This window comes from Nocardia sp. NPDC051900, from assembly GCF_044452545.1.
In the GTDB taxonomy this organism is placed as follows: domain Bacteria; phylum Actinomycetota; class Actinomycetes; order Mycobacteriales; family Mycobacteriaceae; genus Nocardia; species Nocardia sichangensis.
Window position 1 is genome coordinate 31,816 of sequence record NZ_JBITBU010000007.1, and the last position, 21,876, is coordinate 53,691.

18 protein-coding genes are annotated in these 21,876 nt (G+C 68.7%); 7 read left to right on the top strand and 11 right to left on the bottom strand.

From position 1 onward, the window contains the following. Positions 1 to 268 precede the first annotated feature (268 nt). Positions 269 to 2,884 (bottom strand): bifunctional FO biosynthesis protein CofGH, encoded by a 2,616-nt coding sequence (locus ACIA5H_RS13095; RefSeq protein WP_379255978.1) that lies wholly within the window; start codon positions 2,882 to 2,884, stop codon positions 269 to 271. 427 nt (positions 2,885 to 3,311) lie between these two features. Between ACIA5H_RS13095 and ACIA5H_RS13100 the strand changes: the two genes are divergently transcribed. From ACIA5H_RS13100 to ACIA5H_RS13110, 3 genes are all read left to right on the top strand, one after another. Next, a complete protein-coding gene (locus ACIA5H_RS13100; RefSeq protein ID WP_355080371.1) occupies positions 3,312 to 3,809 on the top strand; it encodes a PH domain-containing protein in 498 nt (165 codons plus the stop codon). Beyond that, on the top strand, positions 3,806 to 5,410 hold the full coding sequence (locus tag ACIA5H_RS13105; protein WP_397076092.1) for a PH domain-containing protein: 1,605 nt from the start codon (positions 3,806 to 3,808) through the stop codon (positions 5,408 to 5,410). Before ACIA5H_RS13100 ends, ACIA5H_RS13105 begins: the two co-directional genes overlap by 4 nt. Before the next feature lie 65 nt (positions 5,411 to 5,475). Further along, positions 5,476 to 7,308 carry an APC family permease gene (locus ACIA5H_RS13110; RefSeq protein ID WP_397076467.1) on the top strand — a complete coding sequence of 611 codons (1,833 nt, stop codon included), beginning with the start codon at positions 5,476 to 5,478 and terminating at the stop codon, positions 7,306 to 7,308. Between the two features lies 1 nt (position 7,309). Here ACIA5H_RS13110 and ACIA5H_RS13115 read toward each other — a convergent pair whose 3' ends face one another. The 6 genes from ACIA5H_RS13115 to typA form a co-directional block, all read right to left on the bottom strand. Beyond that, complete coding sequence (locus ACIA5H_RS13115; RefSeq protein ID WP_379255982.1) at positions 7,310 to 7,747, bottom strand: hypothetical protein; 438 nt, start codon at positions 7,745 to 7,747, stop codon at positions 7,310 to 7,312. Continuing rightward, positions 7,744 to 7,902, bottom strand: a complete 159-nt coding sequence (locus tag ACIA5H_RS13120) for a hypothetical protein (RefSeq protein WP_169332723.1) — start codon at positions 7,900 to 7,902, stop codon at positions 7,744 to 7,746. The genes ACIA5H_RS13115 and ACIA5H_RS13120 overlap by 4 nt, the downstream gene beginning before the upstream one ends. A gap of 36 nt (positions 7,903 to 7,938) precedes the next feature. Beyond that, entirely contained in the window at positions 7,939 to 9,408 is a 1,470-nt protein-coding gene (locus ACIA5H_RS13125) for an amino acid permease (RefSeq protein WP_379255984.1), read from the bottom strand. A 189-nt stretch (positions 9,409 to 9,597) separates the two neighbouring features. After that, complete coding sequence (mshB, locus tag ACIA5H_RS13130) at positions 9,598 to 10,482, bottom strand: N-acetyl-1-D-myo-inositol-2-amino-2-deoxy-alpha-D-glucopyranoside deacetylase (protein ID WP_397076095.1); 885 nt, start codon at positions 10,480 to 10,482, stop codon at positions 9,598 to 9,600. Further along, a complete protein-coding gene (locus tag ACIA5H_RS13135; protein ID WP_397076097.1) occupies positions 10,479 to 12,206 on the bottom strand; it encodes an ABC transporter family substrate-binding protein in 1,728 nt (575 codons plus the stop codon). The genes mshB and ACIA5H_RS13135 overlap by 4 nt, the downstream gene beginning before the upstream one ends. Before the next feature lie 924 nt (positions 12,207 to 13,130). Further along, a complete protein-coding gene (gene typA, locus ACIA5H_RS13140; protein WP_355080358.1) occupies positions 13,131 to 15,029 on the bottom strand; it encodes a translational GTPase TypA in 1,899 nt (632 codons plus the stop codon). Between the two features lie 230 nt (positions 15,030 to 15,259). Here typA and ACIA5H_RS13145 point away from each other — a divergent pair, with 230 nt between their 5' ends. Both ACIA5H_RS13145 and ACIA5H_RS13150 read left to right on the top strand, forming a co-directional pair. Further along, the gene (locus tag ACIA5H_RS13145) at positions 15,260 to 15,436 is read left to right on the top strand and encodes a hypothetical protein (RefSeq protein WP_356966658.1); all 177 of its coding nucleotides are present in this window, start codon (positions 15,260 to 15,262) and stop codon (positions 15,434 to 15,436) included. Positions 15,437 to 15,488: 52 nt separating this feature from the next. Beyond that, positions 15,489 to 15,776 carry a 4a-hydroxytetrahydrobiopterin dehydratase gene (locus ACIA5H_RS13150; RefSeq protein ID WP_355080355.1) on the top strand — a complete coding sequence of 96 codons (288 nt, stop codon included), beginning with the start codon at positions 15,489 to 15,491 and terminating at the stop codon, positions 15,774 to 15,776. A gap of 244 nt (positions 15,777 to 16,020) precedes the next feature. On the opposite strand, the gene ACIA5H_RS13155 is transcribed toward ACIA5H_RS13150, so the two are convergent. Continuing rightward, positions 16,021 to 17,250, bottom strand: a complete 1,230-nt coding sequence (locus ACIA5H_RS13155) for a mannosyltransferase (protein ID WP_379255990.1) — start codon at positions 17,248 to 17,250, stop codon at positions 16,021 to 16,023. A gap of 321 nt (positions 17,251 to 17,571) precedes the next feature. Here ACIA5H_RS13155 and ACIA5H_RS13160 point away from each other — a divergent pair, with 321 nt between their 5' ends. Both ACIA5H_RS13160 and ACIA5H_RS13165 read left to right on the top strand, forming a co-directional pair. Then, positions 17,572 to 18,372 (top strand): hypothetical protein, encoded by an 801-nt coding sequence (locus tag ACIA5H_RS13160; RefSeq protein WP_355078659.1) that lies wholly within the window; start codon positions 17,572 to 17,574, stop codon positions 18,370 to 18,372. 129 nt (positions 18,373 to 18,501) lie between these two features. Next, positions 18,502 to 18,879, top strand: coding sequence for a hypothetical protein (locus ACIA5H_RS13165; protein WP_379255991.1), 378 nt, complete (start codon positions 18,502 to 18,504; stop codon positions 18,877 to 18,879). A 75-nt stretch (positions 18,880 to 18,954) separates the two neighbouring features. Here ACIA5H_RS13165 and ACIA5H_RS13170 read toward each other — a convergent pair whose 3' ends face one another. From ACIA5H_RS13170 to ACIA5H_RS13180, 3 genes are all read right to left on the bottom strand, one after another. Next, the gene (locus ACIA5H_RS13170; RefSeq protein WP_379255993.1) at positions 18,955 to 19,668 is read right to left on the bottom strand and encodes a DUF1906 domain-containing protein; all 714 of its coding nucleotides are present in this window, start codon (positions 19,666 to 19,668) and stop codon (positions 18,955 to 18,957) included. A 176-nt stretch (positions 19,669 to 19,844) separates the two neighbouring features. Continuing rightward, a complete protein-coding gene (locus ACIA5H_RS13175; protein ID WP_397076103.1) occupies positions 19,845 to 20,972 on the bottom strand; it encodes a hypothetical protein in 1,128 nt (375 codons plus the stop codon). A gap of 229 nt (positions 20,973 to 21,201) precedes the next feature. Beyond that, complete coding sequence (locus tag ACIA5H_RS13180) at positions 21,202 to 21,804, bottom strand: CHAP domain-containing protein (RefSeq protein ID WP_397076105.1); 603 nt, start codon at positions 21,802 to 21,804, stop codon at positions 21,202 to 21,204. Positions 21,805 to 21,876: the final 72 nt, after the last annotated feature.

Below are 21,876 nucleotides of genomic sequence, written 5' to 3' on the forward strand. Positions count from 1 at the left end.
GCCCGGCGAAACCCTATCCCGGCAACCACACGTTACTACTGGTCAGCCTGCCCTAACTTCGGGGATCGCGCACGCCGACGCGAGGCTCGATTCGACTCCGCCACCCGACGTACGCGCTGGGGGCCGCGTTGTGGGAGGTAGCGCCGGAACGCGCAACGGCGGGGCCGGTATTGCGCCGGTCCCGGCTGCCCGCGGCCGACCGGAAATCCGATCGCACCGCGGGCCGGAACCTATCGCCGTCGCCGGGCCGCCCGGCGCGGCTCCCTCGTCAGTCGACCAGTACCGCCTGGAGCCCCGGAGCGGCAGACAACCGCTTGTGCTTCGGGACGCCGTAGGTCGTCGTCCGTTCCCGGGCCGGTCGTCCGATGCCGGAGGCGATCTCCACCAACTCGGCGACCGTCTTGGCCGAGCCGTGCTGCGAGCCCGCCATCCGGGAGATGGTCTCCTCCATCAACGTGCCGCCCAGATCGTTGGCGCCACTGTTGAGCATCACCCGCGTTCCGGTGGTGCCCAGCTTGACCCAGCTGGTCTGGATGTTGTGGATCCGGCCGTGCAGCATGATCCTGGCCAGCGCGTGCGCGGCGCGGTTGTCCCGGTTGGTCGGCCCGGGCCGCGCGGCGCCCGCCAGGTACAGCGGGGCGCTCTGGTGCACGAACGGCAGCAGCACGAATTCGGTGAAACCGCCGGTCTCGTCCTGGATTCCACGCAGCACCCGCAGATGACCGACCCAGTGCTTCGGGTTGTCCACGTGGCCGTACATCATGGTCGAACTGGACCGGATGCCCACCTGGTGCGCCGTGGTGATCACCTCGATCCACGCCGAGGTGGGCAGTTTGCCCTTGGTGAGCACCCAGCGCACCTCGTCGTCCAGGATCTCCGCGGCGGTGCCGGGGATGGTGTCCAGGCCCGCCTCCTTCAGGGCGACCAGCCACTCCCGGACGCTCTGGCCGCCGCGCGAGGCGCCGTTCACGATCTCCATCGGGCTGAAGGCGTGCACATGCATCGACGGCACCCGCTGCTTGACCGCCCGCACCAGATCCGCGTACCCGGTGACCGGCAGGTCGGGGTCGATGCCGCCCTGCATGCACACCTCGGTGGCGCCGTCGACATGCGCCTCCCATGCCCGGTCGGCCACCTCGTGCGTGCTCAGGGTGAACGCGTCCGCATCGCCCTTGCGCTGGGCGAACGCGCAGAACCGGCACCCGGTGTAGCAGATGTTGGTGAAGTTGATGTTCCGGTTCACCACGTAGGTGACGTCGTCGCCGACGGTGTCGCGGCGCAGTTGATCGGCCAGCGCGGCGACCGCGTCCAACTCGGCGCCGTCCGCCGTGGCCAGCGCCAGATAATCGGCGTCGCTGAGCCCGGCCGGATCGCGTTCGGCGGCGCGCAGCGCGGCGAGCACGTCGGAGTCCAGCCGCTGCGGAACGGCGACGGCGAGATCGCGGGCCTGTTCACGAATGGTGTCCCAGTCGCCGAAGGCGCCGACGATGTCCTGCCCGAGGGCAGCGTCGCTGCGGGCCTCGGTGTTGCGGCCCTCGGTGTCGATGGCGGTGTTGAGGTCGACGCGTCCGGCCGACTCCCAGGACTCGTCCGGCTCCTGCCAGGGCAGGCCGACCGGGATCGCGTCCGGATTCGCCAGCCCCGTCACCGGGTCGGTGAGCGCGGCGACGTGCGCGCCGATCCGCGGATCGACCCACGGATTGCCCGCTCGCACGTACTTCGGGTGCGCGGAGGTCCGCTCGACCAGCTGATAGCCCGCCGCCTCGGTGATCTCCCGCAACGTGTCCAGGTTCGGCCACGGCCGCTCCGGGTTCACGTGGTCGGGCGTCACCGGCGAGACGCCGCCCCAGTCGTCGATGCCCGCGTCGATCAGCGCGCGGCACTCGGCGTGCGAGACCAGGTTCGGCGGCGCCTGCACCGGCACGTCCGGCCCGAGCAGCACGCGGGTGACCGCGATGGTGGCGAGGAATTCCTCCAGGCCCGCGTCCGGCACGTCCCGCATGGCGGTGTCGTCCTTGGCGCGGAAGTTCTGCACGATGACTTCCTGGATGTGTCCGAAAGCCTTGTGCTGCTTGCGAATCGCCATGATCGACTCGGCCCGCTCCGCCATCGTCTCGCCGATGCCGACCAGGATCCCGGTGGTATAGGGCACCGAGAGCCGTCCCGCGTCGGTGATCGCCCGCAGCCGCACGGCCGGGTCCTTGTCGGGACTGCCGTAATGGCAGTTGCCCTTCTCGGTGAACAACCGGGCCGAGGTGGTCTCCAGCATCATGCCCATGGACTGCGCCACCGGCTTGAGCCGCGCGATCTCCTCCCACGACATCACGCCCGGGTTCAGGTGCGGCAGCAGGCCGGTCTCCTCCAGCACCATGATCGACACGGCGCGCAGGTAGTCCAGCGTGGAGTCGTAGCCGCGCTCGTCGAGCCACTGCGCGGCCTCCGGCCAGCGATCCTCGGGCCGGTCACCCAGCGTGAACAGCGCCTCTTTGCAGCCGAGGGCAGCGCCCCTGCGTGCGATGTCGAGCACCTCGTCGGGCTCGAGGAACATGCCCTTGCCCTCGGCGCGCAACTTGCCGGGCACCGTGACGAAGGTGCAGTAGTGGCACTTGTCCCGGCACAGCCTGGTCAACGGGATGAAGACATTGCGGGAATAGCTGATCGTCTTCGGACGCCCCGCGGACGCCAGCCCGGCGTCGCGCACCCGCGCGGCGCTACGACAGAGGTCGGCCAGGTCGTCACCGGTCGCGTGCAGCAGCACCGCGGCCTCGTCCACGTTCAACGTGACACCGTCGCGGGCCCTGCGCAGCGCCCGGCGCATGGCCGATGGACTGGGCGGCGCGGATGGGACGCTCGGGTTCGGTAGGTCGGTCACGCCCTCGATCATGCGCTACACATCCGGAACTGTCTCCCTCCAGTGCTGGTTGCGACGAAGCGGACGAGTCACGGCTCCGCTCGCCACGGAGCCCACACGGGGACGTGGAGCACCGTTGAGCGTTGACAACTGTGCGGTACCCGAGGCTATTCCGGGGCACCCGCGCCGCGCGGCCCGCGTTCGGTCATCGATCGTGGCGTCGGTGAGCGCCGCCGATTCGACCGTTCCGGCACACCAGACCCTCGCAGGTGAGGCCGGGGGCCAACTCCTCGGCGACCGCCAGATGCGCCCGAAACGGTTGTCACACAACGAGGCTCATTCCACGGCAGGAAGCCCTCCGCGGCCTTGCGCTCACCCTTCCGCCGGGTCCGCGCCGTCGCGGTAGGCCGCTCACCATCGACCGCGACGGCGACCGCGTGATCGTGCAACGATTGGCGGCATGTCGCAGCCGCGCACGATCATGGCCGATCCGGCCTGGCGCCCCAGCCCGAAGGCGAAGCTCCTGTGGACTGTGCAGGCCGTCCTGACGTGGGTGATCCCGTTCGCGGCCCTGCTGGTGTGGGCGGTGGTCGACTCCGCGCATCGCGGGTGGCAGCTGGGATTCTTCCTGGTCGCGCTCGTGCCCGCCGCGCTGAACATCGGTGTCGCGCCGTGGTGGCGGTACGCGGTGCACCGCTGGGAGGTCACCGACGACGCGGTCTACACCCGGGTCGGCTGGCTCACCCAGGAGAGCCGGGTAGCGCCGATCTCCCGCGTGCAGACCGTCGACACCGAACGCGGTCCGCTCGAACGCCTGCTCGGATTGGCGACCGTCACCGTGACCACCGCCTCCTCCGCGGGTGCGGTGCAGATCGGCGCGCTCGACCTTCCGGTCGCCGAGGAAACCGTGGCCCGGCTCACCCGGATCGCCGCCCAGCACCGCGGAGACGCGACATGATCCCCGAGACGACCGGCGCCGAGCAGGACGGGCCGCCCTGGCAGCGGCTGGACAAGCGGATGCTGCTGGTCCATCCGATCACCGAAGTGGTGAAGTTCATCCCGGTGCTGATCGGTTCGGTGATCCTCGGGACCAGCAGCGGCAACCACGTGTGGAGCGTCATCCCGCTCGCGTTGATCGTCGGGTTCGCGCTGACCCGCTGGTTCACCACGACGTATCGGGTCGGGCCAACACACGTGGAATTGCGCACCGGGCTGCTGGAACGCAAGAAACTGTCGGTGCCGCGGTCGCGGATCCGCTCGGTGGACATCGAAGCGGACCTGCTGCACCGGGCTCTCGGCCTGGCGGTGCTGGCGATCGGGACCGGCCAGCATGCGGAATCGGGCGAGAAGTTCAAGCTCGACGCCCTGGATGCCCGCGTCGTCCCGCCGTTGCGCGCCGCGCTGCTCGCCCATACGGCGGCCAGGGTGGGTCCGGACGAAGAACGAAAAGAGCCGCAGCAGAACAGCTCCGGTGGTTTCACGGCCCCGCGTACCCGGGCGGGAGAGATCGGGCACTGGAGTCCGGCGTGGGTGCGCTACGCCCCGTTGTCGCTGACCGGGTTCGCGATCATCGCGCCGATCGTCGGCTTCGCGCTGCAATACGGGCTCGGTGAGATCGTTTTCCGGTCCGACGCCGTGCACGACGTGGAAGACGGCGGCGTGCTCGTCCTCGCGCTCGCCGCGGCCGCGCTGCTGGGCGTCATCGTCGTCGTGGTCAGCGCTGCCGCGTGCGCGCACTATCTGACCACCTATTTCGGGTTGCGCGTCCGCGACGACGGCAAGACCTTGCAGCTGCGCCACGGCCTGTTCACCACCCGCCAGATCACCCTCGACCGAGCCCGGCTGCGCGGAGCGACGGTCTCCGAACCGCTGCTGCTGCGCCTTGCGGGCGGCGCCGAACTCGAGGCGATCATGACCGGGCAGAACCCGCGGCAGCGAATCCTTCCGCAGGCCCCGCGTAGCGCCGTGGAGCACACCCTCGGCCATCTGCTCGCCCCAGAGGAAGTGCGAGACAACGAGTTTCCCGTCCAGCCGGAGGCGAGGCCCACCGGTTCGGGCGCGGCGGACGCGCACACCGTCCCGGCGCCGGGCAGCGCCCCGCTGATCGCGCACGGCCCGGCCGCACGGCGACGCAGGCATACCCGCGCGCTCGCGCCGGTCGTGCTCATCGCCGCCGCGCTGGTCGTCATCTCCCTTGCGGGACAGCACTATTCGCCGTGGTGGTGGCTGCTGCCCGGCCTCACGCTCGCCCTCGCGCTCGCCCTCGCCGAGGACCGCTATCGCGGCCTCGGACACGCGGTACTGCCCCGCACGACCACCAGCCCCACCTGGCTGATCACCCGGGCCGGATCACTCGACCGCGACCGCGACTGCCTCGAGGCCCCCGGCATCATCGGCTGGACAGTGCGTCGAACCTTCTTCCAACGGCGCGCCGGGGTCGCCACAGTTGTCGCGGCCACCGCGGCGGGCAAGAAGCGCTACTCCGTGGTCGACCTCCCCGCCGACCGAGCATGGGAACTCATCCAAGCCGTCACACCAGGACTGCCCGGCACCCGCTGAACCCACCCCCGCCCAGGTGTCGCTGATCGGTTGCCGAGCGGCGGCGGAGTTCAATGGACGCTGTGGTGACCAAGACCGAGCCGCACCATACGGAGCCGCGGATCGCCGACCGCCGGGTTCGGCAGATGCAGCGAGCGGACAAGTTCCGTTTGACCGCGGTGGGCGGGCTCGCCGCGCTCTCCCTGGACGCGTTGTCCAGCGTGGCCTACGGACCAGAGGCGATCGTGCTGGTGCTGGTCGCGGCGGGCGCGGCGGCCGTCTCCTGGACGCTGCCGGTTGCCTGCGCGATCGCCGCACTGTTGCTCGTACTGGTGCTCTCCTACCGGCAAGTGATCGCCGTGCATCCGGACGGCGGCGGCGCGTACGCGGTCGCCAAGAAGCAGCTCGGCAGGCCCGCCGCGCTGCTCGCGGCCGCCAGCCTGGTCGTGGACTACGTGCTGACCGTCGCGGTGAGCCTCGCCGCCGGCGCGGCCAGCCTGGCCAGCGCCTTTCCCGCCCTGGCCCACGAACTGCTACCGATGACGCTGATCGGCCTCGCGGCGCTGACCGTGATCAACCTGATCGGAGTGGCGGAATCCGCGCGGGTGCTGATGGGGCCGACGATCCTGTTCGTCGTCCTGATCGGCGGTGTGATCGTTGTCGGGCTGCTGCGGCCGGAGCCGGCCGCGATGATCGGCGGCGACCCGGGTCCGATCGAGCCGGTCGAGGCGCTCGGAATCGTTCTGCTGCTCAAGGCCTTCGCGGCGGGATGCTCGTCGCTGACCGGTGTGGAAGCGATCGCCAACGCCGTGCCCGCTTTCCGCACCCCCGCGGTGCGCCGCGCGCAGCACACCGAGGTGGCGCTTGGCATCCTGCTCGGCGCGATGCTGCTCGGCCTGGCCGTGCTGATCCGCGAGCACCACGTCACGCCGCGCCCGGATGTGACCATCTTGGCCCAGCTGGCGGCGGCCGCGTTCGGCACCGGCTGGCTGTTCTACCTCACCAATCTCGCGGTCACCGCGGTGCTGCTGCTTGCGGCGAACACCAGTTTCGGCGGGCTCCCGGTGCTGCTGGCGCTGCTGGCCAAGGACCACAGGGCGCCGTCGCTGTTCGCGCTGCGGTCGGAGCGTCCGGTCTTCCGGTACGGGGTCACGGCACTCGCCTTGCTGGCCGGGCTGGTGCTGCTGGCGGTCGACGCCGAAACCCACCGGCTGCTGCCGGTTTTCGCGATCGGCGTCTTCATCGGGTTCACCATCAGCCAGACCGGTCTGGTCCTGCACTGGTGGCGAGTGCGCGACCGCGGGTGGTTGCCGCGGGCACTGCTGAACGGATTCGGCGCGACGCTCACCGCCGTCGCGGGCGTCGTCCTGCTCGCGGAGAAGTTCACCGAGGGCGCGTGGCTGCTGCTGCTCATCATTCCCGCGCTGGTGGGCCTCTTCTTCCGGATCGAGAACTACTACGCCGGCGTCGCGCGTCAGCTGCGACTGCGTGAAATCCCGCCGCCGCCGCGACCGGCGCCGGAGGCCAAGGAGTTGGTGGTCGTCCCGGTGGTCACCATGAGCGAAGTGACCTATCGCGCCTTGGAAGCCGCGCTGCGCATGCGGGGCGAGATCGTCGCGGTGGCCGCGGACATCGATCCGGCCACGACCAAACGGCTCAGCGCCCAGTGGAAGGAGTGGGATCCCGGTGTGCCGCTCGCGGTGCTCCCCTGCCCGCATCGCAGCCTGGTGTCGACGCTCGTCGGCTACGTCCGCAAGCAGACCGCCGCCGGGCTGGGTGTCACAGTGCTGCTGGCGCATGTCGAAGCCCGGCACTGGTGGCAACGCCCGCTGCACAATCCGCGCGGACCGGTGCTCACAGCCGCGCTGCGCGTTCGCACCGAGGCCGTGATCGCGACCCTGGCGGTCCGGCTCGCGTGAGTCAGCGGCGGCCGAAGACGTGCGCGTTCGCCTGGACGTAGAGGTAGGCCAGCGGCGGCAGCAGCCCGGCGAACAGCAACAGCGCCGTCCGCCAATCACTGCCGAGCAGAATGTCACCGCCGGGCCCGGCGCTCGCGCAGACCAGGAAGCCGAACGCCCACGCGACCAGCGGAAGGCCCAGCAGCGCGGGACGCCGGGTCACCGTTCGCGCACCCGCGACGAGCAGGACGTTCACCACTCCCGCCACGGCGGCGGAGACCGGGAAAACGACCGAGCCCAGATAGATCGGCAGGTAGAGCACCTCGAGCGCAAGGGTGAGCAGGGCGTCCACGATCAGGATCACGAGGATCACCGAGCCGAGGAGGCCTACGGGGATACGGGTGGCGCCGGATGCCACGGGAGCGCGATCGCCTGCGTGGTCGTCGATCTTCGTCGTCACGGCACCGGCGGGTAGCCGAGGAGGGTCAACAAGTGGCTCTGCATGTCGGCGAACGCGTACAGCACCGTCATATACAGGTCGTGCTGCTCCTGCCAGTGCGGCCGCATGCTGTCGACGAACGCCGCGATCGCGTTCTGGACCTCCCAGTTGTACATACTGCCGAGTCTATTCCGGCGCGATCGGGCGCACGATCAGTTCTCCCGGTCGGCAGGCAGGGCGGCGACCACCGGAGGTTCGCCGGTCGGGTCGCCACGCTGCGCCGCTATGGCCAGCACTCGTTTACGCGCGGCGAACCAGCCGACGATCAGCGCGGGGACGATCAGGGCGATGGTCGCGACGGTCCAGGTCCCCACCGGATAGTCGAACCCCGTCAGCACGACGACGAAGAACAGGAACACCAGCGTGAGCAGACCGGTGTAGGGCGCGCCGAACATGCGGAAGGCGGGCCGCTGGATACGTCCCCGGGTGGACCAGCGCCACAACTGCAGCTGGCACAACACGATGGTGGCCCAGGAGGCGACGATGCCGAGCGACGCCATGTTCAGCACGATCTCGAACGCCTGATCCGGGACGAGGCCGTTGAGCGCGATGCCGACCAGCGCGATCAGGCTGGTGAGCAGGATGCCGCCGTAGGGAACGCCGTTGCTGCCCATCACCCCGGTGAATTTCGGCGCGCTGCCGTTGATCGACATCGACCGCAGGATGCGGCCGGTCGAGTAGAGGCCGGCGTTCAGGCTGGAGAACGCCGCGGTCAGCACCACGAGATTCATCACGCTGCCGATGCCGGGGACGCCCAGCATGGTGAAGAAGGTGACGAACGGACTCTCGTCGGCCGTGTATCGCGTGTACGGCAGCAGCAATCCGAGCAGGACCAGCGAACCGACGTAGAAGACGGCGATCCGGAGGATCACCGAATTGATCGCCCGTGGCATGACCTGCTCCGGATGCTCCGTCTCCCCCGCCGCGGTGCCGACCAATTCGACAGCGGCATAAGCGAATACGACACCGGACACCACCACGACCAACGGCATGACGCCGGTCGGGAACAGGCCGCCGTGATCGGCGATCACGCTGGTCCCGGTCGCGGCGCCCCGCACCGTGAAGCGGCCGAGCAAGAAGATCGTGCCGACGATCAGGAACGCGCTGAGCGCGAATACCTTCACCAGCGCGGCCCAGAACTCCATCTCACCGAACCACTTCACCGAGATCAGGTTGACGCCCAGCACGAGGACCAGCGCGATCAGCGCGAGCAACCATTGCGGAACGGCGGAGAACCCGGACCAATAGTGGAAGTACTGCGCGATCGCGGTGGTGTCGGCGATGCCGGTCATCGACCAGTTCAGGAAGTACATCCAGCCCGCGACGAACGCCGCCTTCTCACCGAAGAACTCGCGCGCGTAGGAGACGAACGACCCGGACGACGGCCGGTGCAGGACCAATTCGCCGAGCGCGCGCAGGATGAGGAACGCGAAGAACCCGCACACGCCGTAGACCAGGAACAACCCGGGTCCGGCACTGGCCAGCCGCCCACCGGCGCCGAGGAACAGGCCGGTGCCGATGGCGCCGCCGATCGCGATCATCTGTAGCTGGCGCGGCTTCAGACTCTTGTGGTATCCGTGGTCCTCGATGCTGAGGTGGGCGTTGTCGCCGCGCGCTGCCATGAACCGACGGATCCTCCGTTTCGATGTGCCGAGATCACGCCGAACCGTACCCGCCGCGCCGATACCGCCAACTGCCAGCCCTGGGGGTACAGGAGGTCGCCGCCCGGACAAGTTCCGAAAACGGCGGGCGAATTATGTGGAATGTCCGTAAATCTCGGGTAGCGGCCGCACCGCCGTCGACGAGATCAGTCACTCCGGGGCGGCGAACAAATCGTGCTCCCGCCCGTCCGGACCGAGCGGACCGCGCCGACCCCGCACCAGGATGAAGTGCTCCTCGGGCAACACCGGCTGAGCGATACCGTTCGACAAGGCGAATTCCCGGCCGGACGGCGCGACCGTGACCTGTGTGGCGTGCGCCCGCAGCGCGGCGCGCTTGGCCGAAAGCACCTCGGAGACGTCGATCGTGGTGGTAACCGCGTCGCTGGGCACGCTCGCCAGTTCGCCCTCGGCGGGCAGTCGCCAACCGGGCGGCAGCGCGCCGGGCAGGCCCGCGGCCGTGCGCCGGGCCAGCGCCGCGGTGTGCAGACGCAGCATGTCGGCGTCGGTGACGGTCCAGTAGTACTTCGGAACATCCCAGCCTTCGCCGGCGGCGGCATGCACGGCGGCCGTGGTGATCTCGTGCGCCCGGATGTGGTCCGGATGGCCGTAGCCGCCGTTCGGGTCGTAGCCGACGACCACGCGCGGCCGCAGACGAAGGACGACGTCCGTGAGAGCCCGCACCGCCTCGTCTCCGGAGCGCACGAAGACGCGCGGCTTGTTCGCGGCGGGTGTGCCCGCCATTCCGGAGTCACGCCAGCGTCCCGCGCCCCCGAGCAAGTGCGGCGGACCCGCGTCCAGCGCGTCCAGCGCGCGGGTCAGCTCGAGAATGCGATAGCCGCCGAGCTGGTCGGCGTGATCCGCCGCGAGCAGCGCCCAGTCGGCGCCGATCACCTCGCCCTCCTCACCGAGGGTGCAGGTGATCACGGTGACCGGCACGCCGCGACGGCGGTAGTGCGCGATCGTGCCGCCGGTGGTGATGGACTCGTCGTCCGGGTGGGCGTGTACCAGAAGCAGCCCACCGGTCCCCGCGGTCACGGGATCCTGCGCCACATGGACGCGTCGCCGAAGATGCCGACCTGGATCGCGCCGCTGAGCGAGGAGCCGTCCAGCCGAGGACCGGACGCGGCGACGGCGTTGTCCTGCACGATCGGCAGCACGGTCGCCATGGCCCACAGTTTGGGTTCGGCTTCGGCGAGCACCCGTCCCACGTCGCCGCCCCGCAGGGCGTCGTCGATCGCGGGTTGCAGGGTCGGATCGCACACGCCGGACAGGTTGCTCGGCGCCCGCTGCGCCGCCTCGGCGATGGCCTGCGCCGGGCCGGTGACACCTGGCAGCGCGGGCGGCGGGCAGCCATACCTGGAAGCCAGCACGGTCGCCGGATCGGAACCGGCCACCTCCCAGCCGACGATCGCGTCGACCGTGCCCTCGAGCAGTTCCTTGCCGTACAACTCGTCGGCGGCGACACTGCGCACCGTGGCGTCGATGCCCGCGCTGCGCAGCTGGTCGGCGGCGGTATTGGCCACGGCCAAGGCGGTGGCGTCCCGGTCGACCGCGCCGATGCGCACGGCCAGCGGCTTGCCGTCCTTGCCGACGGTGCGCGGCTGCGGGGCGGGCGAGGTCGGGGAGGTCGCCGGCGGCGGCTCCGGCGCCCGGCCGTACCCCGCGGCGGCGAGCAGCGCGAACGCCTCCTCCGCCGATGGACGCGGCGGAGCGGTCGGGGCGTATCCGGGATCGGATGGTGCGAGCACCTGCGCGCGCGCCGGTTCCACCCAGTTGCCGGTCTGCGCGCCGACCGTGGCCAGCAGGGCAGGGTCCAGCAGGGCCAGCACACCCGAGCGGACCCGGGGATCGCTCAAGTCGCCTTTGCGTCCGTTGAGCGCCATCTGCAGCACTCGCGACTGCGGCATGATCGTGGTGCGCACGGAGGGAATCGCCCCCAGTTGCGCCTGGGTCGCCACGCCCCCGTGGACCAGCGCCATCTGTACGTCGCCGGTACGCAGCGAGCCCGCCAGCTGCGCGGTGGTGCCGCCGCGGCGGAGCAGGATCTGGCCCGGCATCGCCGGTGTGCCCCAGAAGCGGTCGTTGCGTTCCAGCAGCATCTCATCACGGCCCGGGTCCGCCGAGCGGATCCCGAACGGCCCCCCGGACACCCGGACACCGTTGACCTGACCGTTCATCCCCCTGGCGAATCCGCCGGGCGCGTCCTTGAGCAGATGAGACGGCAGCAGATCGGTGAACAGCTCCCGCCAGCCGGGGTAGGGCTGCGTCATCACGACGGTGACCGTCTTGCCGCCCGCCGACGAATTGACGTCCGAGATCATCCGGTAGCCGGCCGGGTCGACGACGCCCGGCTCGGAGATCATCTCCTGCCACAGGTAGCGGAAGTCCTCGGCCGCGATCGGCGCGCCATCCGACCAGGACGCTTCGTTGCGCAATTTGTAGGTGATCGTGAACGGTTCCTGCGCGGTGACTTCGGCGGAGACCAGCAGCGACGAATCCGGCACCCAGGCCGTCGTCCCTGGCCGCGCCGGATCGAGCACCGGCCGGAACGGACTCGGCAGGACCAGGGAGGCGATCGCCGAGGTGGCGGCGGATTGGTCCGAGCGCAGATGTGGGTTGAACGCGGTGCCGATGGTGTCCAAAGCGACGACGACGGTCGTCTCCGCGGGCTTGACCGGTGTGGTCTTCGGACTGTCGGTGCTCTCGATGGGCGGCGGCGGATTCGCCGCACAGCTGCTGATCAAGGTCAGCACTGCCACGGCCGGCAACAACGTGCGCCACGCTGCGCGTTTTCCTGCGCCCACTTTCACGCTTGGGAACTCTACCGTACGGTCGAGTCCGTTCCCAGATTCCTGCTGACCAGCGCGGAAACAACCCGGTCGAACGGATATGCGTAGCGCGGAAACACAGCAGCGTCGCAGGGTCGTGACATCACCCATACAAACCGTGTCGAACCTCGGCAAATATTCGGCGTACCGTCGCGGCACAATAGCCCGCCGCGCCCTACGCACCGCAATCCGTATGCGCATCGGTGTCGTTTACGCAACCACACGCGCTGCCGACTCGGACATGAAGTGAACGTTTGCACCGACACGCCGAACGGGAGACGAATTCTTTTCGTCGACCATTCGGCCGACACGGCGACAACCCACACAGGGGCTGGCCCAACCAGCGTCGAGGCCCCTCGATAGCATGAGAAATCTCATTGCGCTCACAGCTCTGGATGACCACGGGTGCCGACAACATAAAACAGGCGCACGGCACAGACAATTATTTTCACCCGCCACCACTGCCCTCATGACGGGTAGTGGTCGACAATTACCAAATTTCCCACCAGCCGTCGCCTCGGAAACTTATTCCACGCGAACGAACCGATTTCGGACCTGCATACCAAGGGCTGAGACGATCACAAATCGAAATTACCGACAACGAAACCGATCAGCCCTCGAATATGGGGCACCCGACTTCACCACGGCACGCATCACGGGGCCGTCTCGAATTTCTTCCGATTGCCACCATGCCTGGTGATGCGAGGAATTGCGATCACACCCGCGGGGCCCGAGTCGAACGCGAGGCTCGCGGTACACCCACACGATGCGAGCGCCCGCGACTGCCCGACCAGCGGTTCTGCCCGGTATTCGGTGCCACCCGCGGTGACACCGAATACCGTGGCACACAAGTTATTACAGCGCCGCGCGGTCGCGCGCCTTGCGCCGGGACAGTTCCCGTGCGCGCTCGTTCTGCCCGAGGACCACCTTGCGCACCCGGACCACCTCCGGGGTGACCTCCACGCACTCGTCGGCGGCGCAGAACTCCATGGCGCCTTCGAGATCCAGCTGCAACGGCTTGGCCAAGGTCTCGATCACGTCGGCGGTGGAGCTGCGCATGTTGGTCAGCTTCTTCTCGCGCGTGACGTTGATGTCCAGATCCTCCGCGCGCGGATTGACGCCGACGACATGCCCCTCGTAGGTGTCCGCGCCCGGCTCCACGAAGAACTGCCCGCGGTCGGCCAGCTGGATCATCGCGAACGGCGTCACCGAGCCCGACCGGTCGGAGACCAGCGAGCCGGTGTGCCTGGCCCGGATCTCGCCCGCCCACGGCGCGTAGCCGTGCGACACGGCGTTGGCGATGCCGGTGCCGCGGGTCTCGGTGAGGAAGTCGGTGCGGAAACCGATCAGGCCACGGGAGGGAACGATGAACTCCATCCGCACCCAGCCCGCGGCGTGGTTGCTCATCTGCACCATCTTGCCCTTGCGGGCGGCCAGCAACTGGGTGATCGCGCCGAGGTACTCCTCGGGGCAGTCGATGGTCAGCTCCTCGTACGGCTCGTGCACCTTGCCGTCGACCTGCTTGGTGACCACCTGCGGCTTGCCGACGGTCAGCTCGAAGCCCTCCCGGCGCATGGTCTCGACCAGGATGGCCAGCGCCAGCTCACCGCGGCCCTGCACCTCCCAGGCGTCCGGGCGCCCGATGTCGAGCACGCGCAGCGACACGTTGCCGACCAGCTCCTGGTCCAAACGCGCCTTCACCATGCGGGCGGTCAACTTGTGCCCTTGCACCCGGCCGACCAGCGGCGAGGTGTTGGTGCCGATGGTGACCGAGATGGCGGGCTCGTCGACGGTGATGCGCGGCAGCGCGACCGGATCATCGATGTCGGCGAGGGTGTCGCCGATCATGATGTCCGGAATGCCCGCGATGGCGACGATGTCGCCCGCCACCGCCAGCTCGCCCGGCTTGCGCTCCACGCCGACGGTCTGCAGCAGTTCGGTGATCTTCACCTGCTTGACGCCGTCGGCGTGCATCCACGCGACGTTCTGTCCCTTGCGCAGTTCGCCGTTGTGGATGCGGACCAGCGCGAGACGACCGAGGAACGCCGAGGCGTCCAGGTTGGTGACGTGCGCCTGCAGCGGCGCGGACGCATCGCCCTTCGGCGCGGGGATGTATTCCAGCAGCACGTCGAACAGCGCGTCCAGATTCTCCGCGGCCGGGGCGTTGCCGTTCTCCGGACGCTCCTTGGACGCCTTGCCCTCACGACCGGAGGCGTACAGCACCGGAAGGTCGAGCGCGAGCTCGGCGGCCTCGGCGGCGGCGTCGTCGAGATCGGAGGCCAGGTCCAGCAGTAGGTCGTGGCTCTCCTCGACGACCTCTTCGATGCGGGCGTCGGGGCGGTCGGTCTTGTTCACGACCAGGATCACCGGCAGCGACGCGGCCAGCGCCTTGCGCAGCACGAACCGGGTCTGCGGCAGCGGCCCCTCGGACGCGTCCACCAGCAGCACCACGCCGTCCACCATGGACAGGCCGCGCTCGACCTCGCCACCGAAGTCGGCGTGGCCGGGGGTGTCGATGACGTTGATCACGGTGACCGAGCCGTCCGGGTGATGCCGGTGCACCGCCGTGTTCTTGGCGAGAATGGTGATGCCCTTCTCGCGTTCCAGGTCGCCGGAGTCCATCACCCGATCGACGGGCTCGGCCCGCTCGGCGAAGGCGCCCGACTGGCGCAGCATGGCGTCGACCAGGGTCGTCTTGCCGTGGTCGACGTGAGCCACGATGGCGACGTTGCGAAAATCGCGTGCAGACGACACGCCTGAATCCTCCTGCTGTTCGGTGTTGGAGCCGACGGTGCTCGGTGTCCGGCGTGCACGGACTCTCCGTGATTACGCAGGCTGCCGCCTCCGGGGCCTGACGCACACGCCGGTCTCCCTGCGAACAGGTGGAGAATCGAAACTCACCAGGCAGCGCGGCGAGCTATACCCTACCGGCAGTCGGTTCGAGGCACCGTTTCAGCCTTTGTACTAAGGGTATGCTAACCGCCGTGGGCAAGGTCAAAGCCAAGAAGGTTTCGAGCCTGAAACCGAAGAAGAAGTGCTGTCGGAAGAAGACGCGCTGCGTGAAGTGCCCCGTGGTCATCATGCGGATGAAGAAGTGCGAAGCGGCCGGTGTCACCGGCAAGGATCTGAAGAAGGCACTCAAGCAGGCGCGCGCTGCCTGACCCCCGCCGCCACCCTTTCCGGGGCGGCCCGAGGCGAGTAGTAAGGAGTGTTATGGCGCAGCAGGCACTGCTCTCCGAACCCGAAATCGTCGACGCTCTCACCGAATTGCCGGAGTGGTCCAGGTCAGGGGACAACCTGACGCGCACCGTCGAGGCGGCCACCTTCCCCGCGGGCATCGAACTGGTGCGCCGCGTCGCCGAAGTAGCGGAGGAGGCGAACCATCACCCCGACATCGATATCCGCTGGCGCAAGGTCACATTCAGCTTGTCGACACACTCGGCGGGCGGGCTCACCGCGCTGGATGTAGCACTGGCACATGAAATAGACCGGCTGTGTTGATTTGCAGCGCCTTCGGCGCTGCGTGTTCGCGGCCCTCTTATGGCTCGCGTCCGAGCGACCGCCGCTGGCGACTGCGTCGCGAACGCGGCGGCCACTCGGACGCGAGCCGGGCCGCGAAGGGAACATGCTCGGTCTCGCTTCGCTCGAAACCGCGGGTTGGGCCGCCGTGTCGCGTTCCAGCCGGAAGTTCGAGTCTCCGCTGATCGCCGCTCGACGCTGATCGAAGCAGAGTCGGGCGAGTACCTTATGCGGTGCGCGCGGGGCCCTCGGTGGTTGCGCGCGCTTCTTCGTCCTCGGCCGATCGCGTGTACCTGGCTCCGAAGCGGATCACCCAGAGGTAGAACGCCAGGACGCCGAGCACGTCGACGGCGCCGAGCCAGGCCAGTACGCCCGGGCGCGAGATGGTCCAGATCGAATCCTGGAAGAACGACAGCACCCACGGCACGCCGACGAGCATGGTCACCAGCCAGTACCCGGCGATCACCCGCGCGCCGGGCGCCCGGCGCAGCGGCCCGTACACCACCCAGAGCACCGTAGGCAGCAGCCACACCCAGTGATGCGACCACGAGATGGGCGAGACCATCAGTCCGAACAGTTGCACCACGATCAGCGTGCCGAGCCGGTCGTCCGCGCCGAGCGCGCGCCAAGCCAGGAACGCCAGCACCGCCACGACGAGCACGGCCGCGATCCACCACGGGCCGGACTCGACGTCGTAGCCGAGGATGCGACTCAGTGTGCCCCGCAGCGACTGGTTCCACACCGAGCCCACCGGACCGATCCGGTCGGCGTCACCGAGCAGTGTGCCGAAATACCGACGCGCCTCGACCGGCGCGATCAGGAAACTCAGCCCTACCGTCGCGCCGAAGACCACGGCCGACCACGCCACCGTCGCCCAGCGCTTGCGCGCGACGAAGTACAACCCGGTGATCGCCGGCGTCAGTTTGATGCCCGCGACTATTCCGACCAGTCCACCCGACAGCCACCACCGCGAACTGCGAACCGCGAGCATCCCACCGAGCACCAGGAAGACATTGACCTGGCCGTAGTCCATCGTGGTTCGGACCGGCTCCAGCCACAGCCCGAGCGCGGTCCACCCGACGGTGGCGGCCCGCCACTGCGGTGTGCGCAGCCGCTGCGCCCCGAACAGCAGCTCGAGACTGACGTGCACCACCGCGTACAGCGCCGCGGCGATGGCCAGCAACCAAGCCACCGCGACCAGGGTGAACGGCAGATAGTGCAGCGGGAAGAACACCAACGCCGCGAAAGGCGGATAAGTGAACGGCAACGGGAAGTCCGGAGTCTTCTCCGCATAGGTGAAGTCGTAGAGCTGATCGGTCAACAACGCGGCCGACCCGCCGACGTAGACATGCAGGTCGACGAGGTTCATCCCATTCGGGGACAGCAGCATCCAGAGCAGCCGGGCCAGCACGGACAGGCCAAGCACCGACACGGCCCATCGGAGGTGACGATTCAAATCGCTGGCTTTCGGCTCGGGTGCGGTGCGTCGGTTGGCGCGCCCGGAGTTCGATGTCGAGGCGACAGCGCGGACGGCACCGATTAGATTAGCCGCAGCGCGAATCCGGTCGGTTCCACCCTCGAACCACCGATAACATTTGCATCAACTTTCACATCAGTAACATCTGGGCGCGGTATCTTCTGCTAACACTGATCGTCCACGGCGCTTTCCGGACGCCGCAGCTGTACACATAGCCGCAATGTCCCTAGAGTGACCCCCGAAACGATGGCTTTTAGCAATCGAACCCAGATGTACCCCGAGGTAAGGACGGCCAGACCAGTGCTTCGCACCCGAGGATCGCGGATCGCATTGTCCGCACTCGCCGTCGCGGCGAGTGCCACGCTCGCCGCGCCGACGACAGCAATCGCGGCTCCCGCGACCGCCCCCGTGGCGACTACGAACAGCGTTCCCATGGTGCCCGAAGGCGTTCCCGTGGACGCGCTGGCCGCGCTCGCCCCAGCCATCGTCGGCGCCGTCGCGGGCCCCGCGGATATCGCGAGCCCGGCCGGCGTCGCGGGTCCGCAGTCGGCCATCCTCGATCAGGCCCGCAGGCTGCTGGCCACCTTGAACCTTCCGCCGCAGATCAAGTCGACGCTGGAACGGATCATCACCTTCCTGGACGGCAGCGGCGGCGGAGGCCCCGAGGTGCCGCAGGACGGACCGGTGATCGCCCAGTTCCTCTACCCGAGCATCGGCAAGGGCTGCATCGGCCCGTCCGCCGACTCGGTGGGCACCGCCCTCGCCGTGCCCGGGCCCGCCACGCTGCCGCCACCCGGCCCGCAGGCGGGACAGACCGGGTTCGTCTTCACCGCGCTCGGCACCAAGGGGCCGACGCCGGTGCAGAACCCGCCGATGACGGTGCAGTGGCTGAACCTCGACACCCGCCAGTCGGGCGTCCTGCCGCTGACCGACGAGGCCAAGATCAACCCGGACGGCCCCGCCACGCTGTCCGCGATCGCCGACACGGGCAACGGCCGCGTCGTCGCGGTCGTCTCCGGCTCGCTGACCACCCAGTCCGGTGACGCGGAGGCGCGGACCTGCTCCTTCCTGCCGACGCTCGGATTCTTCACCGTAGGCTGAGCTTCCGGTCGAGGGCGGCGACTCCATCGGGGTCGTCGCCCTTTCGGCGTTGCGGTGACTCGGCGAATACCTCGTATCGATCTGCCGCGCAGCCACACGAGGTGGCCGGACTGTGGTAGACCGCTATCTATGGCGACCACCGATTTCTCGAAATCCGCGGACTGTTCGAGACAGCCGGGTCATTCGATCCGGAGCAGGCGCTCGCACCGTTCCATCCTGTCGATCCGCTCGGAGGGTTCCATCCTGTCGATCGGCTCGGCCTACTCGGTCCTGTCCATCGGCAGCGTGGGCTCGGTGCTGTCGATCGGATCCGTGGGATCGTTCGGGTCGGCGATCTCGTCGTTCTCGTTCGCCAGCCTCGGCTCCGCGTTCTCCGGCCTGTCCCGGTGGTCGTTGCTCTCCTGGCTCGGCGATCACGAGGCTCCGGACAGCCGCCCCTCCCTGCGGGTCGTTCCGGACGACGAGCCCGACCTGCGCGTCACCCCGATAAGCCACTGCCAGACGTAATATTCGGCAGCCGCTCGGTCTCGCTTCGCTCGAAAGACGGGGTGGAGACGAGCAGGCACGTACTGCGGCAGCTGCTCACCACTGCCCGTATTCGGGTGTGAGCACATTGTTCACATCGATCCCCACACCGTCGATGGATTGCTTGTCGATCTCGACCTGGTGCAGGTTGGCGGCGGGGTGCACGAAGCCCTTGGGTGTGCCCCAGTTGTGCTGCCAGTACCAGGAACCCAGGCTCGCGGCGCGGGCCAGCTCGATGGTCGGGGTGTTCGCGTAGACGCCGGTGTTCTCCGTGCCGAGCACGGCCTGCCAGCCCAGTAGGTACGGCGCGATCATGGTGGCGAAGTCGACCGGGGAGGGGTTGTCGTCGATGGACGCGTAGATGGGCACGTTGTCCGGGCCACCGGCGGCGCGGTGCAACGCGAGCCCGCGCTCGGCGTGCCGCTTGCCCGCCTCCAGCCCGCCACGCCAGTCCGCGGTCGGTCCCTTGCCGAATTGGTAGCACGAGACGATCTGCAGTCCGGCCGCTTTTAGGTCGTCGACCTCCGGGGATCGCAGCGGTTTGCCCGCCATCCACTCGGCGCCGGGCCTGCGATCGGACACGTAGCGGATCACGCCGATATGTCCGGCGTCGCGGATCGCCGCAGCGGAGGGAACGCCTCCGGCGTAATCGATGAGGGTGCCCAGCACGGGTCGCGCGGAGGCGGGAGCTGCCGCGGCGGTCATGCCGACCACGGCCGCGGCGGCCGTGTAGGCGAACAGATCACGCCGGGATACCGAATTGGAACGCATCGTCGACTCCTTCGCGCAACCCGACATGGATGGCAGCGTGCCCGGCGCACCTTCCCCAAATCACCGCGCGCCGGGAGCCTCGAACGTGAACTCATTTCACCATATTCACACTGGAACCGCTAGACCCAGGAGAATCACGTTTCACATTCGCCACATACGCTCGACGACGCGACCGGTCACACAATGCCGTCGATGCGCGCGGCGACATCGATGGTGCGCATCGCCGGGTCGGCCAGTTCTTTGCGGATCACCGCCGCCACCTGCGCCACGACCTGCTTCTTTATCCCGGCGAGCGCACCGAGCGCGGCCGCGCGGGCGCCCTGCGCGGTGAATTCCATCCGAATGTCGGCCGGGTCGGGCGGCGGCACGTCGATCACCACCCGCAAGGGGTCGGCAGCGCGGGCGGTGAGTACCAAAGGCACCTCGACGTCAGCGCGATAGCGATTGGCTTTCAGCACGTCGACCGTGATGTCCAGGCTCACCGGCAGGGTCAGATCGAACGCGACCGGCTCCGTCGACCGGTTCGTCAGCCGCGGCATCCGTACCGTTCCCCGAACGGTCACGACGGCGCTCGCGCGCGGTCCGGTCCGCAGCGGACCGACCTCGATCAGCCTGCCCGCCAGCCGTTCCACCACGTCACACACTCGCTCGCGCGTCACGATGCGGGAGAAGAACCGATGCCCGAACTCGTCGTAGCCGATCCAATCGAACGCGAGCTCGTCGCGATACGGCGAACGCTTGCCCGCGACCATGGCCTCGAGGTCGAACACCAGCCCCCTGCGGGTCTGCGGGTCGGCAAGCATGGCGTTCACCCGGGAGGCGACCTCTCGCTGCACCACGCCCGCGATCGGGTCGAGCAACCATTCCCACGCCGAATCCACCGCCTGGGCGCGCAAGACGAAACTGATGTCCCGCTGGGTGATCGGTGGGATATCGATGACGACGAGCACGGGTTCGGCGGTGCGGGCGTGCAGGGTCAGATCGATCTCCACCCTGGCCTCCAGCCGCAGTTTCCGGCCGCCGAGCAGCACCTTCAAGGTGAGCGACACCGGAACGGTGACGTCGAAGGTGACCTTCGGGCCGCTGCGCAGTACGCGCGGGGCGCCGACCTTCCCCTCGGCGACGAATCCGGCGAGCCCGGCCGGGCCGATCGAGACAGGGCCGATGGTCATGCCGCGGCCCGCCATGCCGGAGACCGCGGACTCGATACGAGCGGCGTTCACGGCGTGCGTGACGAAACGCTCGCCGAACTCGGCGTAGTCGATCCAGCCGGGCGCACTACTCGGTTCGTCGGTCGGATGCATCGCTAGTTCCGCAACCCTCACCTCTCGATGGACACCCGACACGGTACGCGACCGATCTCGTCCCACCCCGGAACGCACTGCGGCCCGAGATCCCCGTCCTGCCGATGAGGGGGAAGCAGGGCGGGGACCGGCGGCGGCGCTGCCGGGCGCCGCCGCCTCCCATCGTAGGACTATCCGGCACCCCGTTTCACCCGCATATCGGTCGAATCCCGTTCGATGGAAGTGATCTTCACAATCGGCCGAAACCGACCACCCCGGTTATGTCGCCCAGCACGAACCGGTGGATGCGCACCGCGCCGTACTCGTTGCCGCCGATCGTGGTCACCTGGCCGCCCTCGACTCGCAGGACGATGTTCGTGTGTTGTCCGAACGGACTGGGCTCTCCGTACAGCAGCACGTCACCGGTCCGCGGTCGATAGTTCGAGCCGCTCGGGACGAACCGGCCGACGCTCTCGTAATACTCCCGCAAGGTATAGACGCCGGGAATCCGCCACGAACCCGAATTCGGGTTGGCCAGCGGCACACCGGCCTCGCGCAGCACCCAGCTGACGAAATCGGCGCACCACGCCTCCTCGGCTCCTTCCGCGTATTTCGTCCCCGCGCCGGGATCGGCGAACTCGCGCTCGGCGACCGCGACGATTCCGGCCTGGGCCGCGTCGAGCGCCGAACGGTCCAGCGCGGGGAACTCGGTGAGGCGCTCGCCCGCGATCGCCCGGTGGTCCGTACGGTCCTGCCACCAGAGACCACCGGCGATCCCGGCGGCGGCCACGCCGAGCGCCACCAACGCGAGCGCGACCCACCGCCCCGATCGCGATCCCCGTTGTTGTGTCATCGCTCCCCCGATTCGTTCGTGTGACTTTGTTGTCGAGCTTATGGAATTCGACGCACGAGCACGCCGAACGGT

Excerpts from the sequence above, each read along its gene's own strand:
- ACIA5H_RS13095 (WP_379255978.1), bottom strand. The coding sequence starts at position 2,884 with ATGATCGAGGGCGTGACCGACCTACCGAACCCGAGCGTCCCATCCGCG.
- ACIA5H_RS13100 (WP_355080371.1), top strand. The coding sequence starts at position 3,312 with ATGTCGCAGCCGCGCACGATCATGGCCGATCCGGCCTGGCGCCCCAGC.
- ACIA5H_RS13105 (WP_397076092.1), top strand. The coding sequence starts at position 3,806 with ATGATCCCCGAGACGACCGGCGCCGAGCAGGACGGGCCGCCCTGGCAG.
- ACIA5H_RS13120 (WP_169332723.1), bottom strand. The coding sequence starts at position 7,902 with ATGTACAACTGGGAGGTCCAGAACGCGATCGCGGCGTTCGTCGACAGC.
- ACIA5H_RS13125 (WP_379255984.1), bottom strand. The coding sequence starts at position 9,408 with ATGGCAGCGCGCGGCGACAACGCCCACCTCAGCATCGAGGACCACGGA.
- ACIA5H_RS13150 (WP_355080355.1), top strand. The coding sequence starts at position 15,489 with ATGGCGCAGCAGGCACTGCTCTCCGAACCCGAAATCGTCGACGCTCTC.
- ACIA5H_RS13165 (WP_379255991.1), top strand. The coding sequence starts at position 18,502 with ATGGCGACCACCGATTTCTCGAAATCCGCGGACTGTTCGAGACAGCCG.
- ACIA5H_RS13170 (WP_379255993.1), bottom strand. The coding sequence starts at position 19,668 with ATGCGTTCCAATTCGGTATCCCGGCGTGATCTGTTCGCCTACACGGCC.
- ACIA5H_RS13175 (WP_397076103.1), bottom strand. The coding sequence starts at position 20,972 with ATGCATCCGACCGACGAACCGAGTAGTGCGCCCGGCTGGATCGACTAC.
- ACIA5H_RS13180 (WP_397076105.1), bottom strand. The coding sequence starts at position 21,804 with ATGACACAACAACGGGGATCGCGATCGGGGCGGTGGGTCGCGCTCGCG.